At 45.9% G+C, this 15,147-nt stretch carries 16 protein-coding genes and 2 pseudogenes; 12 read left to right on the top strand and 6 right to left on the bottom strand.

The features are described from left to right. Positions 1-84 precede the first annotated feature (84 nt). From thrC to DBZ16_RS01185, 7 genes are all read left to right on the top strand, one after another. Positions 85-1,497 (top strand): threonine synthase, encoded by a 1,413-nt coding sequence (gene thrC / locus DBZ16_RS01215; RefSeq protein WP_107812641.1) that lies wholly within the window; start codon positions 85-87, stop codon positions 1,495-1,497. 212 nt (positions 1,498-1,709) lie between these two features. Then, the gene (locus DBZ16_RS01210; protein WP_003756710.1) at positions 1,710-2,486 is read left to right on the top strand and encodes a ferredoxin--NADP reductase; all 777 of its coding nucleotides are present in this window, start codon (positions 1,710-1,712) and stop codon (positions 2,484-2,486) included. A gap of 116 nt (positions 2,487-2,602) precedes the next feature. Next, positions 2,603-3,094: a DUF1841 family protein gene (locus DBZ16_RS01205; RefSeq protein WP_107812640.1), complete on the top strand. Its 492-nt coding sequence runs from the start codon at positions 2,603-2,605 to the stop codon at positions 3,092-3,094. 352 nt (positions 3,095-3,446) lie between these two features. Beyond that, on the top strand, positions 3,447-3,812 hold the full coding sequence (locus tag DBZ16_RS01200) for a hypothetical protein (protein ID WP_107812639.1): 366 nt from the start codon (positions 3,447-3,449) through the stop codon (positions 3,810-3,812). A gap of 73 nt (positions 3,813-3,885) precedes the next feature. Then, complete coding sequence (locus DBZ16_RS01195) at positions 3,886-4,368, top strand: Imm26 family immunity protein (RefSeq protein ID WP_107812638.1); 483 nt, start codon at positions 3,886-3,888, stop codon at positions 4,366-4,368. A 108-nt stretch (positions 4,369-4,476) separates the two neighbouring features. After that, complete coding sequence (locus tag DBZ16_RS01190; protein WP_107812637.1) at positions 4,477-4,893, top strand: hypothetical protein; 417 nt, start codon at positions 4,477-4,479, stop codon at positions 4,891-4,893. Positions 4,894-4,992: 99 nt separating this feature from the next. Further along, the gene (locus tag DBZ16_RS01185) at positions 4,993-5,301 is read left to right on the top strand and encodes a hypothetical protein (RefSeq protein ID WP_107812636.1); all 309 of its coding nucleotides are present in this window, start codon (positions 4,993-4,995) and stop codon (positions 5,299-5,301) included. 457 nt (positions 5,302-5,758) lie between these two features. Here DBZ16_RS01185 and DBZ16_RS01175 read toward each other — a convergent pair whose 3' ends face one another. Beyond that, a complete protein-coding gene (locus tag DBZ16_RS01175) occupies positions 5,759-6,202 on the bottom strand; it encodes a hypothetical protein (RefSeq protein ID WP_107812634.1) in 444 nt (147 codons plus the stop codon). Between the two features lie 107 nt (positions 6,203-6,309). Then, positions 6,310-6,807 (bottom strand): tetratricopeptide repeat protein, encoded by a 498-nt coding sequence (locus DBZ16_RS01170; protein WP_159070275.1) that lies wholly within the window; start codon positions 6,805-6,807, stop codon positions 6,310-6,312. An 881-nt stretch (positions 6,808-7,688) separates the two neighbouring features. Between DBZ16_RS01170 and DBZ16_RS16595 the strand changes: the two are divergent. The 3 genes and pseudogenes from DBZ16_RS16595 to DBZ16_RS01145 all read left to right on the top strand — a co-directional run. Further along, positions 7,689-8,126: pseudogene (locus DBZ16_RS16595) on the top strand (DUF6707 family protein); the annotation flags it as partial. 269 nt (positions 8,127-8,395) lie between these two features. Next, entirely contained in the window at positions 8,396-9,937 is a 1,542-nt protein-coding gene (locus tag DBZ16_RS01155) for an L-lactate MFS transporter (protein ID WP_107812630.1), read from the top strand. Positions 9,938-10,375: 438 nt separating this feature from the next. After that, on the top strand, positions 10,376-10,576 hold the full coding sequence (locus tag DBZ16_RS01145) for a hypothetical protein (RefSeq protein WP_003765401.1): 201 nt from the start codon (positions 10,376-10,378) through the stop codon (positions 10,574-10,576). Between the two features lie 131 nt (positions 10,577-10,707). Here the strand turns inward: DBZ16_RS01145 and cah are convergent, their stop codons facing one another. The 4 genes from cah to DBZ16_RS01120 all read right to left on the bottom strand — a co-directional run bounded on the left by cah (position 10,708) and on the right by DBZ16_RS01120 (position 14,341). Further along, positions 10,708-11,466: a carbonic anhydrase gene (cah, locus tag DBZ16_RS01140; protein ID WP_107812629.1), complete on the bottom strand. Its 759-nt coding sequence runs from the start codon at positions 11,464-11,466 to the stop codon at positions 10,708-10,710. A 316-nt stretch (positions 11,467-11,782) separates the two neighbouring features. Then, positions 11,783-12,514 (bottom strand): phosphoadenylyl-sulfate reductase, encoded by a 732-nt coding sequence (locus DBZ16_RS01130; RefSeq protein ID WP_107812627.1) that lies wholly within the window; start codon positions 12,512-12,514, stop codon positions 11,783-11,785. A gap of 129 nt (positions 12,515-12,643) precedes the next feature. After that, positions 12,644-13,702, bottom strand: a complete 1,059-nt coding sequence (gene dinB, locus DBZ16_RS01125; protein ID WP_107812626.1) for a DNA polymerase IV — start codon at positions 13,700-13,702, stop codon at positions 12,644-12,646. Positions 13,703-13,846: 144 nt separating this feature from the next. Then, the gene (locus DBZ16_RS01120) at positions 13,847-14,341 is read right to left on the bottom strand and encodes a hypothetical protein (RefSeq protein ID WP_070514278.1); all 495 of its coding nucleotides are present in this window, start codon (positions 14,339-14,341) and stop codon (positions 13,847-13,849) included. A gap of 214 nt (positions 14,342-14,555) precedes the next feature. On the opposite strand from DBZ16_RS01120, the gene DBZ16_RS01115 reads away from it, so the two are divergent. Both DBZ16_RS01115 and DBZ16_RS15535 read left to right on the top strand, forming a co-directional pair. Further along, a complete protein-coding gene (locus tag DBZ16_RS01115; RefSeq protein ID WP_107812625.1) occupies positions 14,556-14,960 on the top strand; it encodes a hypothetical protein in 405 nt (134 codons plus the stop codon). Between the two features lie 32 nt (positions 14,961-14,992). Next, a pseudogene (locus DBZ16_RS15535) lies at positions 14,993-15,112 on the top strand (IS5/IS1182 family transposase); the annotation flags it as partial. Between the last annotated feature and the right edge of the window lie 35 nt (positions 15,113-15,147).

Below are 15,147 nucleotides of genomic sequence, written 5' to 3'. Positions count from 1 at the left end.
CGGGATAGGGTGGCTTGCGGGATTGTTCGCTGGCAGGTTTCCTGTTTTGATTGGCAATATTTTTGTTTTTATAGAGAAGAAATCATGAAATATATCAGTACGCGCGGCGAGACGGCGCATAAACCATTTAGCGAGGTTTTGTTGATGGGGCTTGCGCCCGACGGCGGTTTGATGCTGCCGGAGCGTTATCCGCAGGTCAGCCGCGAGACTTTGGACAAGTGGCGCGGTTTGAGCTATCCGGAGCTGGCGTTTGAGGTGATGAGCCTGTTTGTAACGGATATTCCGGCGGACGATTTGCGCGATATTGTGAACCGTACTTATACGGAAGCGGCGTTCGGCTCTAAGGAAATCACGCCTGTGCGTACTTTGTCCGACGGTATCAAAATCCAAGCCCTGTCCAACGGCCCGACGCTGGCGTTCAAGGATATGGCGATGCAGTTTTTGGGCAATGCGTTTGAATATGTGTTGAACAAAAAGGGCAGGGAACTCAATATCTTGGGCGCAACCAGCGGCGATACGGGTTCGGCTGCGGAATATGCGTTGCGCGGTAAAAAGGGCGTGAATGTATTTATGCTGTCACCCGACGGCAAAATGAGCGCGTTCCAACGTGCGCAGATGTACAGTCTGCAAGACGAGAATATCCACAATATCGCCGTGAAGGGTATGTTTGACGACTGTCAGGACATTGTGAAGGCGGTGCAAAACGATGCCGCGTTCAAGGAAAAATACCATATCGGTACGGTTAATTCGATCAACTGGGGACGCATCGTCGCGCAAGTGGTTTATTACTTTGCAGGCTATTTCAAGGCGACGCAAAGCAATGACGAGCAGGTCAGCTTCTGCGTGCCGAGCGGCAACTTCGGCAACGTTTGCGCGGGACACATCGCCAAACAAATGGGCCTGCCTATCCGCCGCCTGATTGTCGCGACCAATGAAAACGATGTGTTGGACGAGTTTTTCAAAACCGGCGCATACCGCCCGCGAAACAGCGAGCATACTTATGTTACCTCCAGCCCGTCTATGGACATTTCCAAAGCGTCCAACTTCGAGCGTTTCGTGTTCGACCTGATGGATCGCGATCCTCAGGAAATCAATACGCTGTGGGCGGAAGTAGCGGCGGGCAAAGGCTTTGACTTGCAGTTTGCCTTGGAAAAAGTCGGCGGCAAATACGGTTTTACCTCCGGCAAATCCACCCACGCCGACCGCCTCGCCACCATTAAGCAGGTTTACGAGCAAGACAAAGAACTCATCGACCCGCACACCGCCGATGGCGTAAAAGTCGCTCGCGAAGTGCGCGAAGAAGGGGAGATGGTTGTGTGTTTGGAAACCGCATTGGCGGCAAAATTCGATGCGACCATACGCGAAGCGGTCGGCGATGTCGCCATTCCGCGCCCTGCCGCGTTGGAAGGTTTGGAAAACCTGCCGCAGCGCGTCCAAGTCGTGCCGAACAATGCAGCCGCCGTTAAAGAAATTATCCGCGAAACCTTAGATAAGTAATGCGTGTTGCCCAAGAGGTCGTCTGAAAAGTTTTCAGACGACCTCTACGAGGCAGCAAGCATTGTGATGATAAATATTTTCGTTTAAAATTGCGCGTTTGCTCTAATTCGGCACTATCTATTCACAGGCGAGACAGGTCGTCTGAAAACCCTTTTAAAACCATCATCCGCCCGACCCGCGTGTTCAGACGGATTTACCGACAGGAAACTCAAATGGCAGCATTCAATACCCAAAAAGTATTGTCCGTACACCACTGGACGGATGCGTATTTCACCTTTACCTGCACCCGCGACGAATCGTTGCGCTTCGAAAACGGCCAATTCGTCATGGTCGGATTGATGGTGGACGGCAAGCCGCTGATGCGCGCATACAGCGTCGCCTCCGCCAACTGGGAAGAACACCTCGAATTTTTCAGCATTAAAGTCCAAGACGGCCCTCTGACCAGCCGCCTGCAACACCTTAAAGTCGGCGACGACGTGTTAATCAGCAAAAAACCGACCGGAACTTTGGTTGCCGGCGACCTGAATCCCGGCAAACACCTTTACCTGTTGAGCACTGGTACCGGCATCGCCCCTTTCTTGAGCATCACCAAAGACCCCGAAATTTACGAGCAATTTGAAAAAATCATCCTCGTACACGGCGTGCGCTACAAAAAAGATTTGGCGTACTACGACCGCTTCACCAAAGAATTGCCCGAACACGAATACCTCGGCGACTTGGTTAAAGAAAAACTGATTTACTACCCGATCGTTTCCCGCGAAGACTACGAACACCACGGCCGCCTGACCGACCTGATGGTAAGCGGCAAACTGTTTGAAGACATCGGCCTGCCCAAAATCAACCCGCAAGACGACCGCGCCATGCTGTGCGGCAGCCCTGCCATGCTGAAAGACACCTGCAAAGTTTTGGACGATTTCGGTCTGACCGTTTCCCCGAAAACAGGCGTACGCGGCGACTACCTGATCGAGCGCGCGTTTGTGGACCAATAAGGGTTTTAGCAGTAATAAAAATATAGCGAGGCAGAACTTGTTATCAGGTTCTGCCTCGCTATAAATCCATTTCTCTACATATTCTCTCAGACGCTTCAATAGCCACAATTCTCATCATGTACGATGTCAATACCCACGACGTCCGCCGATTTTTCGCACACGTTTGGAAAAACCGCCTGACCCCGCTGCAACTGGATGCACTTCAGCATAAAGCCCTACGCATTATCGAATCTCATCCCGAATATACCCATTATCTTGAAAACATTGAAGATTACTTAGACAAAAACTGGCTACCTGAAGACGGGGAGAGCAACCCGTTTTTACATATGTCACTGCATCTTTCTCTTCAAGAGCAAGCGGCCATTGACCAGCCCCCAGGTATTCGAGCAATTCATCAGCAGCTTTGCGCACGTTATAACAACGACTGGGTGAGTGCCGAACATGACATGATGGATGCGTTGGCGGAAACCATTTGGGAAGCGCAACGATACGGACGCGGTTTGGATGTCAATGCCTATATGACCCGGCTGCGTAAATTAGTCGGTCTAGGGCAGGAGGAAAACGCCCGTATCAATCCACATGAAGTGAATGCTAAATTTGATGGATGAAAAAGTTTTCTATGTGATGTAAGATAACGATTTTGAGGTCGTCTGAAACGTTGTTTTCAGACGACCTTACAGTCTTGTAGGTTTATGATTTAACCTATGATTATTCATATAGATATTGCTTGTTCTAATAAAAATTACGATAAAAACTTCCCATTTCTAGTTTTCTATCTTCGAACAGTAATAAGAGTATAGAACTTAGTCCAATAGAAAATGGTATAGGTTTCATTATTATGCCTACTTCTTGTAAATATATAATCATATGTTCTGATTCTATTGTATGACAAGTAGTTGGTTGCCGCCTAAAAGTTAAGCGGAAAAGGCAATTAATTATCTTACAAACAAAGGCATACACATGAATTTCGAGATTAAACTAGAAACTGACTTTAGGAACTGGTTGATGGCTGTAAGTCGGGAGAATATCCCGCATGATATTGCGGCCTGGTCGTTCGAGTTGGCTGAACCTTACCAAATCACTCTAGTCGGTTCAACCTATTTCGATGAGAACGATGATGATTGGGCATGCCCGGATGATGATTTTCATCCTATGGCTGCCGAACCCGACTTATCTGTGTTGTATGGTCAAAACTGGGAAATTGTATTGGAAACAGTCATTAAAATCGTGCGAAAACTGACAGTCGAGTTGCCAGACCTCGCCGTTTTTCGTGTGCCTCACATCGCAGCAGGATTTGTAAATGGAGATTTAGTGTTGATTCGTTGATTTCAGACGATCTTTCCATCTTTGAGGTCGTCTGAAAAATAAGTTGTGTTCATATAAATACAAAGGAATTATTATGCCGAAATCCCTAAAAATCCAATCAGGCGATATTTTCTCCGTTCCTTTGGCAGATGGACGTTTCGGTATCGCGCAAGTGGTTTTCTCCCATTACAGTAAGCTGATGATGGGGGTTTTAGCTCTCCAGCAAGATCAAACAATATCTGAAAACCTCCAGTACCTGCTGCCGATGAATTGGGCGGAAAAAATGCGCCAACCCGTATTGTTCACTGGTAACCACCTGCTTAAGGACGGCACATGGCCGATTGTCGGACATCGTTCATTGGATGATGCCGCAAAACGGAATTTTTATTTTGTTATCGCCAATACTCTATACCATTATCCCGACAGTATGCCTCCCCAACGCAGTGTCCGCCTAATTAGTCTCGAAGAGCACGGCAATTGGAACAGACAATATATCGCTTCTGTGTATGATATTGCAGATTTTTTGGCAACGGGTGGATACGATGCCGTCCAACCGCATACTGGCAAAATATCTTAATAAATTGATTGCACCACTTCTATTGCCGTGCCTTATAGCGAAAATTTCACACTGCCTCAGATACTGTTCGGAATAAAACAACAAGCACCTTCCGTCGAAAGCAAAAACATGCCCAAAACACTCAGTATCACTCAAATCAACCAAAGCACAAGCGCAAAGCGCACCATTTCCAATATGGCAAAAGCCATGCGCTTGGATGCGGAATGGCTGCACACGTTGCTCAGCCTTCATTGGAACTACGATAAAGAGGGACGGGAAGCAATGGGCTGGGTGGAGCTTAAAACAGACGATGCTTTACAGGCTGCTTATGAGAAAGTTCTATCCGTTTTCAGACTGCCTAAACCCTCGATTCCGCCTAACGAAGCTGCCGAAGCCGTGCTGCACACTCTGAGCCATACCAATGAAACTGCGTTGCTGCAACGGTTTGCCGCCGCTGCCAAACGCGGTGATTTTGCCGTGGTGCAGGAATTCCGTACCTATCATTTCCACCGCAACGCCACTGCTGAACGACTGCTAAAAATCTGAGATAGACCACTTACGGCTGAGTACATAGCCAGCAAACTGTTTTATAAAGTTTTTTCCGCTTATCACGCAGTTGATCCTTACGTTTGCCTTGTATTGCCCATGCCCTACGCGCAAACCGATTTTGAGCCGACAGGCTGGGTAGACGAATTTATCGGCAAAGTCCACAACACTGAACCCGCTGAAAAGTCAACGTTGAGCGACCTTGTTAAACTCATCGCACCTTACTGCAAAGGCAATAAATATTTCCGTCAAAATGTACTAACCGCGCTCTCCTTTGCCGGTCTGTTGCAAATACCGGGACACGATGTGCAAAACCTCTATCTGCCTGACTGCCAAGAACGTTACAGTAAGCATTTCATGTCCAACGAATGGGCATATCCGATAAGGTTTTGGAATGGGCAATTTTAATGTTAAATTACCGTAGGAAAAGGTCGTCTGAAAATTACTTCAGACGACCTTACGGCTTTGTCGGGGTTTTAATCTAACTTGCGTTTACTTTTCAGACTTTACTTCTTAGCGATTTAAAAAAATATAATAACTTGCTTATAAGCACTATATTTATTAAGAAACAAATTATACTGTATGCAAGGTGAATCAATCTTCTATATGGTATGTTATCGACAGTTGCACTCAAATTCAAACCTATGGCTGCAATAATATTTTCTTCAAAAGTGGACCAAGGAAGTGTTAAGGTCATATTAACTAATTCCGCAATCCAAGGTTCTATGAAAAACAGTATATAAAACACTGACAAATATAGCAATGATATGGTTATATACCTTTTTAATTTCATATATCACCTTTGAGTTAAGTGAAAAAGAAATGGGTCTAGCTAGTGATAGTCAACAGAAATCATGGGGACAATTTAAGTTTGCCAAGTTACTTTATTAAGCTGTGCTTTGATGAAATTAAAAATTTTCCTGTCACTAGTATGATTCAAATCTAAAAATGATAAATATTGGCAATTACCATTTGGGCAGGGTAAAATTAAAAATTCATAATAGATATCTTCTATATCCGCTATTGTTAAATCACTAAATTGAAAATTAGTGGTTACTACATTCAACATATGGTCATTTTTGATTGATTCTGCCTCCAAAAGATTATCAAATTCATCTTCTAAAATATCAGAATTTTCTCCAATAAGAATTATCCAGAATAAAGGGTATTGTTTAATTAATCCAAATAAATCATTATAATTTATTGTTTTGAGGTAGTTTTGACTGATTAAAGCGACTATGGGCTTATCTTTTTCTATTTGAATTTTTTGGAAATATGTATCAAAATTTATATTTAAATAGTGAATCATTTTGAGGGTGTTAGGATAGTTAAACAGATAAGGCGAGTATTTGTAAGAAAAGGTCGTCTGAAAATTACTTCAGACGACTTTGCGGTTTTCTTAGAAATTCATTTAGCTTAAAATGATGAATTTTTTAGATTTTGTAACAATTGGCTTGCCTCTTCCTTAGAGATTTCAGTAATATAATCGCTCTTGATAGCAAGCTTAAGTAATTCTATTATTTTATGATAGCTTCTCTTATTTTTCCTGTTAATTAAAAATTTTGCATAATCAAGAGCTGCATCTCCATCATTAAATTCTGATATTGCTTTGTTCCACCAAAATCTAGCTTGCCGTATATTGCCTAAACTTGCATAAAGTGATGCAATATTAGAACACAGCCCACCACTTTTTCCTTCATATCGCCAACTTTTTCTATACCATTTGAGTGCCAAAAATGGATTTTTTCGAACCCCATATCCAACATCATATAAAACTGCTAAATTATTATAACAATTAACATCTTTTCGCAAAGCTCCTTTCTCCAAAAAATAAAAAGCTTTTTGATAATCTTCATGTTCAAGATAATAATTAGCTTGTATAAATTCATCGGTAAAATAAGTGTCATTGCACATAGGAATTGTCCTTAACATCCGTAAATTTCCAGATTTATAGGTAGGGCGTACTTCAAAGTACGCACATAGTTTACATTTAAGGTCGTCTGAAAGATTTGTTCTTTAGCAACCTCATTACTGGTTAGTATAGAGTTCGTCTGAAAACCAATTTTCAGACGAACTTTTATCTGAGATATGAAAATCCGAGCTACGGATGTCATCAAATCATTTTCAAATCATCGTTGTTTATGAATAATTTTTCTTCTTTTCTTTGCAAGAAACTCATCTTAAGCAGAGTAAGCATTATGAGACCTTTGTAAAGAACCCAGTTTCTCTGTTGTTACAATAGACAAAAAATACTATATAAGAAAAGGAGACCTTTGCAATAACATAGGTTACTAAAATTTTATGCTCAATCTCATTTTCAAAATGCAAAACTTTTCTGATTTTTCCTACTTTTTGCTCAATATTAGGAAGGTTTTAGGCAATTGAAAATTTTTTGGCGCATTTTTATGCGTCAAATTTCGTTAACAGACTATTTTTGCAAAGGTCTCAAAAGATACATCAAAAGGGATAAAATGTACAAAAAGAGCTGACAGAGATGAGCGGTCTATGTCGATGATCAAGGAAGGAGAAAAGGGGGTAAACATTCATAACATAAATCCATCCGAGAATCGAGATTTAGGTAGCTCTATTGGGTACGCATTAAGTGACATTCCGAATAAAGCAAAAATTAAATTTTAGATAGTTTCGCTTATGGAGAGGTAAAAATCATGTTTTCTGATTTATTAAACTTGGAAAATTTGTCCAAAGAGCAGCAAAAAAAGGCTATATCTTTAAGTAAAAAGTTTAGTCCAACAAACAAAACCGATTTGGAATAAGCAAATAATTTATTATTTAGCTTATTTTGTTCAAATCGACTTGAAGGGGTCGATATATGCTTAAAAATTCTAACTAGTTTAAAATTTAATTGTAATTTTAATTTGTGGACATTTATTCAGCCAAGCTATTGTCTTAAGTATTATTTAACAGCCGATAAAAATGTTAAAGAAGAGATTACTAGGATGTTACGCGAAGATGTTAAATCTAAGTGGCATGATGATGACGAGCATCAAGAATTTATGCGAAAAATTCTTGATGGTGAACTTGTACAGTCCGCACAAGAAGAACTTGAGAGATATATAGATGATGGAATTAAAGAAGAATATATTTGGCGTGTAAATTTACTTATAGAATATTTATATGTATTGGCTTTGGGTACAACAGGTTTATTGAATAAATCTATTGTTACAGATGAAATTGAGAAGAATCTAATTAGATTAAGAGAAATTAGTAAGTAGGTCAGATTTAAGACCTAACCAAGCGAAAAGGTCGTCTGAAAACCAATTTTCAGACGACCTTTTATCTGAGATATGAAAATCCAAGCTACGGATGTCATCAAATCGTTTTCAAATCCTCGTTGTTTATGAATGATTTTTCTTTTTTCTGCTCAAAAAACTCATGTTAAGCGGAGTAAAGGTTAGATGAAAGCGTGGTACAATATTGTCAACAATTTAAAGCGTTTTCCTCGCGGAGAACGCTGTTTTTCATTAGACATCAAGAGGCTTTTATGAAATTTTTAGACCGTGAGGCGACGATTGCCAAGCCGGGTTTCAACCGTTGGCTGGTGCCGCCTGCCGCTTTGGCGGTGCATCTTGCCATCGGGCAGATTTATGCGTATTCCGTGTTTAACGCGCCGCTGACCAAGCTTATCGGCATTACCGAATCGGCAACCGGAGATTGGAAGCTGACGACTGTGGGCTGGATTTTCAGTATCGCGCTGGCTATGTTGGGCGCGTCTGCTGCTTTGTTCGGCACTTGGATGGAGCGTGTCGGCCCGCGCAAGGCGATGTTTGTTGCGGCGTGCTGTTTCAGCTTGGGCTTTTTTGTGTCGGCACTCGGCGTCAGCACGCATAATCTGTTTCTCCTCTATTTGGGCAACGGCGTGATCGGCGGTATAGGCTTGGGGTTGGGCTATATCGGGCCTGTGTCCACTTTAATGAAGTGGTTTCCCGACAAACCGGGCATGGCGACGGGTTTGGCGATTATGGGGTTCGGCGGCGGTGCGATGCTTGCCTCGCCGTTGTCCGTATCATTGATGAATGCGTTTTCAGACGACGTGTCGGTCGGCGTCGCACCGACTTTTGTCGTTCTGGGGCTGTTTTACCTTGTGTTGATGATGTTCGGCGCCTTCACCATCCGCGTGCCGGCGGAGGGTTGGAAACCTGAAGGCTATGTCGCGCCGAAAGTGAAAAACAAGCTGGTCAGCAGCAATCATGTCAATGTTTCCCAAGCGATGAAAACGCCGCAATTTTGGCTGTTGTTTTGGGTGTTGTGCCTGAACGTGACTGCCGGTATCGGCGTTTTGGGACAGGCTTCGGTCATGATTCAGGAGCTGTTTTCAGAGGCTTCGGTCGGCAAACAAGCGGCAATCGGCGCGGGGGCGGCGGCAGGTTTCGTCAGCCTTTTGAGCCTGTTCAATATGGGCGGGCGGTTTTTATGGTCCAGCGTTTCCGACAAACTCGGACGTAAAAATACCTACACCATCTTTTTCGTACTCGGCTCGCTGCTGTATTTTGCCGTTCCGTCCATTGGCGAGAGTGGAAACAAGGCTTTGTTTATTATTGGATTCTGCATCATCATTTCCATGTATGGCGGCGGTTTTGCCGCGATTCCGGCTTATTTGAAAGACTTGTTCGGCACTTATCAGGTCGGCGCAATTCACGGGCGTATTTTGCTGGCGTGGTCAACCGCTGCCGTGATCGGTCCGGTTTTGGTGAACTACATCCGCCAAAGCCAAATCGACAGCGGTGTTCCCGCCGCGCAGGCATACGGTGTGACCATGTACATCATGGCGGGATTGTTGATTGTCGGTTTGCTGTGCAACCTTGCCGTCAGATCGGTTCATGAAAAACACCATGAAACCGACATCAAAACAGCGGCGCACAGCGGCAATCCCGATGACGAAACTGCTGTTTCCGATGCCTACTTGTTGCAGGAAAAAGTTGCGGCAGGCGGTTTTTCGGTTTGGTGGCGTTGGATGTTGGTCGGCGTCCCGCTGGCTTACGGCGTGGTGATGGTGTTCGTCAAGGCATTGGATTTGTTCCGTTAGGCTTTCGGATGCCGACGTTAGGTCGTCTGAAATGCAGATATGGGTTTTCAGACGACCTTTGAGCGGAAAGACCGGCTTTTGTTTGTATAGTGGATTAACTTTAAACCAGTACGGCGTTGCCTCGCCTTAGCTCAAAGAGAACGATTCTCTAAGGTGCTGAAGCACCAAGTGAATCGGTTCCGTACTATCTGTACTGTCTGCGGCTTCGTCGCCTTGTCCTGATTTAAAGTTAATCCACTATATAACCGTCTGATTGGTAAAAGCATTAGTGTGCAATGCCGATTGAGATAAGGTTTGCACGAAGTATGGCAGGGCAAATCGGCAATTTATACCGGACCGGATTTGTGATACATTTTTGCCTTCACAAACCGCAGTAAGCTGCCGGTCAAACGGGAAATCTGTCTTCTTCCCGTTTGTTGACCCATGATAGGAAAAGAAATGTTTTGGTATATCGTAGGATTTTTTGCTTTCGTAGTTGCCGTCCTTGCGCTTTGGGTAAATGCCAGCGCATTTGGTATGCAGGAGGACGGCACGCCGCAATCGGAATATGAAAAACGCTTGGGTTTGGGGGCAAAATTGAAGGATAAGGAAACTGCTATGAAAGAACGCGAAGCGGCAAGGTTTCATCCTGATGATTGATGCTGCATTGCGATTCTTCCTTCGGATATACGCCGGACTCGGTGTTCTGAAACCTTAGACCATCATGTAAAAAGGTCGTCTGAAACCTAAATTTGGTTTTCAGACGACCTTTTCATTTACGGCTTTACCGTTTATTCAATGACAACGCGCGCGTTAAGCGGCTGGACGGGGCGGCTGTTGTGCGAGCCGATGGCGCGGGTGAATTTTTCTGCCTGCGCCTGATCGATGTGGTCGTAGGTTTTCAACAGCAGCCACGATACGCCTTCGCTGCACGGGGGCGTGGTCAGTGATCCGGCGAAGCGGTAGTATTTCAGCCGTTTCGGCAGCAGGGTGCCGGCGTCGAAAGCTTTGTCGAGGTTTACCTTTCCTTCCTTTATCGGCATCACGTTCCATATAGGCGCGAGGCGGTCGTTGGTTTTGCCAGGTTCGTACAATACTGCCAATACCAAAGGCTGGCGGTTTTCGTCCAAGTGGACGAAGTGGGCTTCCATCGGGAAGGTGCGGCCTTTGATTTGGTTTTCACTGGGTACATGGAAATGGAATTGTTTCAGGGTGTAGGTGCGGCCGTTCACGCTGAGGGTATTGCCGCCTTCCGGGTAGTTGACTTGAATGGTGTGGCCGTTGTTTTCCACGTTAACCGCGCTCGGCTTGTAATTGACTTTGATGGCAGGCAGTCTGCCGGAGACGGTTTCGGTGATGTTGACGGGGGATTGGTTTTTGCCTGTGGAACATAAACGGAACTCTTCAGACAGATTGCCCCAGCTTTCGGGGGAGTCGTGTCCGGTGTAGCCCCAATGGGTGTGGTTTCCATGTGCGGCGGCGGAGAATGCTGCGAAGGTGGACAGCAGGAAGACAGTCAGGCGTGGCAGCGTGAGGTTCAAGCAGGGCATTGCAATATCCTTTCTGTGAGGAGGAGGGGAAAAAGCATTGCGGTGCGTATGTAGATTATTGTTATTTTTTATTTAACCATAGACATATTAAATCATTAGGTCAAGCCTTCTTGGGTTAATTCTGTTAAGGCTATGAAGTTAAGGCGAATTCATTTTTTCAAAACGATGTTGTTGTTCTGAAAATTGATAATAATTTGAAATAGAAAATGCCTATTTTTCACCCCTTAAAAATTTAAGGAAAGCCGACTTATGAAAAAGGTCGTCTGAAAACCTGAATTCGGTTTTCAGACGACCTTTTTGCTTTGCATGACAAGGGTTATTTGTGCAGCCCGCATTCTTTGCTGTCTTTGCTTTCCCACCACCAGCGTCCGGCGCGGATGTCTTCGTCTGCTTTGACGGGGCGGGTGCAGGGTTCGCAGCCTATGCTCGGGTAGCCTTGGAAATACAAGGCATTGAGCGGGACATCGTAGGCTTGCGCGTATGCCCAGACGTCGCTTTCTTCCCAGTCGAAAATGGGGTTGAACTTGGCAATGTTGCGGCTGTGGTCGGTTTCTTCGAAATCCAATTCGCTGCGGGTTGCCGATTGGCTGCGGCGTTGTCCGGTCAGCCATGCGGGGGCGTTTTTTAGGGCGCGGTTGAGCGGCTCGATTTTGCGGATGTGGCAGCAACGGCGGCGCAGCTCGACGCTGTCGTACATGGCGGTTGAGCCGAATTCCTGCTCAAACTGCCGCGCGCTTTCGGGGTCGGGGTGGAAAACTTCCAGCTCGGTTTGGTAGCGGACGTTGACGGCGGTAATCAGGGCGGCGGTTTCGGGATTGAGCTTGCCGGTGTCGAGGGTGATGATGCGCAGGGGAAGTTTCAGGCGGCAGATGGCGTCGGTAACGATCATGTCTTCGACGGCAAGGCTGGAGGCGAAAACGGCTTGCGAATAGCGGCGGGCGATGTGTTTGAGGCGGGTTTCGAGCGTGGCGGTCAACTTGGGCAGTCTGCGCCGTTCGGCTTCGCCTGTCGTCAGGATGGTCCAAAGCTGGGGGCGGAAGAGGGACATGGTTGGCTGTTCCTTGATTTTTGTTTTCAGACGACCTCTCTTGCGGCAAAAGGGGTCGTCTGAAAGTTTGTTCGGAACATTATTGTCGGGCGGTCTCGCGTGAAGGGGAAAGAATGCTTTTCTATTTCTTTATAACCAAAGCGATTGCTGCTGGTCTTTCGGCACGAGGTGGTTCACGCCTATGCCGATGAGGCGGAAGGCGTCTTCGCGCTGGGGCGGCACGCGCTGCATCAGGGTTTGCGCGGCGCAAAGCAGGGCGTCGGTGTCGGGCAGGACGGAAGAGTAGGTCAGGGAGCGGGTGATGATGCGGAAATCGTGGGTTTTCAGCTTGAGGGTTACGCCTTTGGCTTCGACGTTTTTGCGCATGATTTGCTGCCACAGGTCTTCGGCAAGGTGGGGCAGGTGTCCGGCTGCCTGTTCGAGCGACAGGTCTTCGGGCAGGGTGATTTCGGTGGAGATTTGGAGGCGTTCGCGTTCGGCTTTGACGGGGCGTTCGTCCGTACCGCGCGCCAAATCGTAAAGGCGGTAGCCGTAACGTCCGAAATGGTTTAAAAGTTCGCCGCGCTCGAAACGGCGCAAATCGCCTGCTGTCTGCATGCCCAGCGACTGCATTTTTTTCAACGTTACCTTGCCCACGCCGGGGATTTTGCCCAAAGGCAGGGTTTCCAAAAAAGCCATGACTTTGTGCGGCGGCAGGACGAATTGCCCGTTCGGCTTGCGCCAGTCCGACGCGATTTTTGCCAGAAATTTGTTCGGTGCGATGCCAGCGGAGGCGGTCAGGCCGGTTTCCGCAAAAATGGCGGCGCGGATTTCTTTGGAGACTTCGCTGGCGTAGGGGATATTTTTGAAATTGTGGGTCACATCAAGATAGGCTTCGTCCAGCGACAAGGGTTCGATCAAGTCGGTATAACGCCTGAATACGGCGTGAATCTGCGCGGAAACCTGACGGTACAAATCGAAATGCGGCGGCACATACACCGCTTGCGGGCACAATCTTTTCGCCGTCGCCACCGACATCGCGGAATGCAGCCCGAACTGCCTCGCTTCATACGATGCGGCGCAAATCACCGAACGCGCGCCTTCCCACGCGACGACCACGGGCAGCCCTTTCAAATGTGGCTGCTCGCGCAGTTCTACCGATGCGTAGAACGCGTCCATGTCGATATGGATGATTTTGCGCTGGGTCATTGAAGATGGTTGTGAAGAAAAAAGAGACGGGTATTTTAGCGGAAAACGACAAACGAAGGTCGTCTGAAACGGTATTTCACTTTTCAGACGACCTTTGATCAGGGAAGAGAAGCGGGTTTTCAAGATTTGCCCGATGACTTGAACCTACGCCGTTTCATGCGCCCATTGGGGCAGGGTGGTTTTTTGTTTGCAAAAAGCGAACAGACGCTGCCCATTGCACTTTTCAAACATCAGCTCTACGCCGCTTTGCAAACGCAAAATCAGGGCGGAAGGCGTATCAATTTTGATGAAGTCGATATGGTGTTGCACGAGTTTGGCTATGGCGGAATACAAATCAAGCTTGTCTGCATGCCTGAAAAACCAAGGATTCAGGCTCAACCAACGCCCGCCGTTCAACGAGGCGCCGGGTTGGAAATCCGCACGGATTTGGGTCAGGCGGTCATCTGAAAAATGCAGCTCGATATCGCCATAGAGCCAAATGTTCCAGCCCCTTTTCACCAAAAGCCCTTTAGGCACGCATTCGGGCGCAGGGAACATTTGCAGAATCATCTCCGCCGTCTGCCCGATTTCCAAATAATCAAATCGGCCTGTGGTCAAAAAGTCGTACATATCGACGGAAATCGGGAAATGGTAGCGCATGGTCGTTTCAGACGAGGTGTGAAATATGGGCTATCTTAGTTCAAAATACAAATGCAATCAATTCTTATTTTTATTTATTTGGCTCATTAAAAGAAATTTGTCGGCAAGGCTGATTACTCAAGACAATATTAAGATATTGATAATGAGTTTCCCAATACGCAAATTTACCATATGATTATCCGCGTTTCATCATCATTTATTCAGCTTGTCAGCTATGGCATACATTTTTATATTTTTAGTTGGATGCTTCATTTTCATCCTGATTGCCCGCAGAGTACGGCCAGCGCCTGAAATCATTTGGGAAAACGAACCGCTCACCTGCATCAGTCTCGGTAATTTATTGGATAACGAACGGATTTATTTTGGCAAAAACGAGATTTTCATTTGTGAAGGCAGTGAAATCAAAGCACGTCATCCTCTTCAAGATTTGATTTATTTGAGTAGGACGATGATGGCTCTTTTCGGAACTCATGTTTGGAGGCTGGAGTTTAGGGCGGACGGAAGTCAAGTTGCTTATCATTTTTATCCCAAAGCCGGCGGATTCGCTATTTTTTATAAACAATTGGTTCAAAATCATCCGCGTACCATTATGGATTGTTGGAATGAATGGATGAGATAGGCAGTTTGGGGCAGTAAATGAAATTTAGCCTTAAATGCGATTATAGTGGATTAAATTTAAATTAGGACAAGGCGACGAAGCCGCAGACAGTACAAATAGTACGGCAAGGCGAGGCAACGCCGTACTGGTTTAAATTTAATCCACTATATTTGTTTTAAGCACATAAAAAGGTCGTCTGAAACCTGTT

Source organism: Neisseria sicca (genome assembly GCF_003044565.1).
Classification (GTDB): domain Bacteria; phylum Pseudomonadota; class Gammaproteobacteria; order Burkholderiales; family Neisseriaceae; genus Neisseria; species Neisseria sicca_A.
The sequence above is the reverse complement of the archived record's forward strand: the minus strand, read 5'-3'. Positions and strand labels throughout refer to the sequence as shown.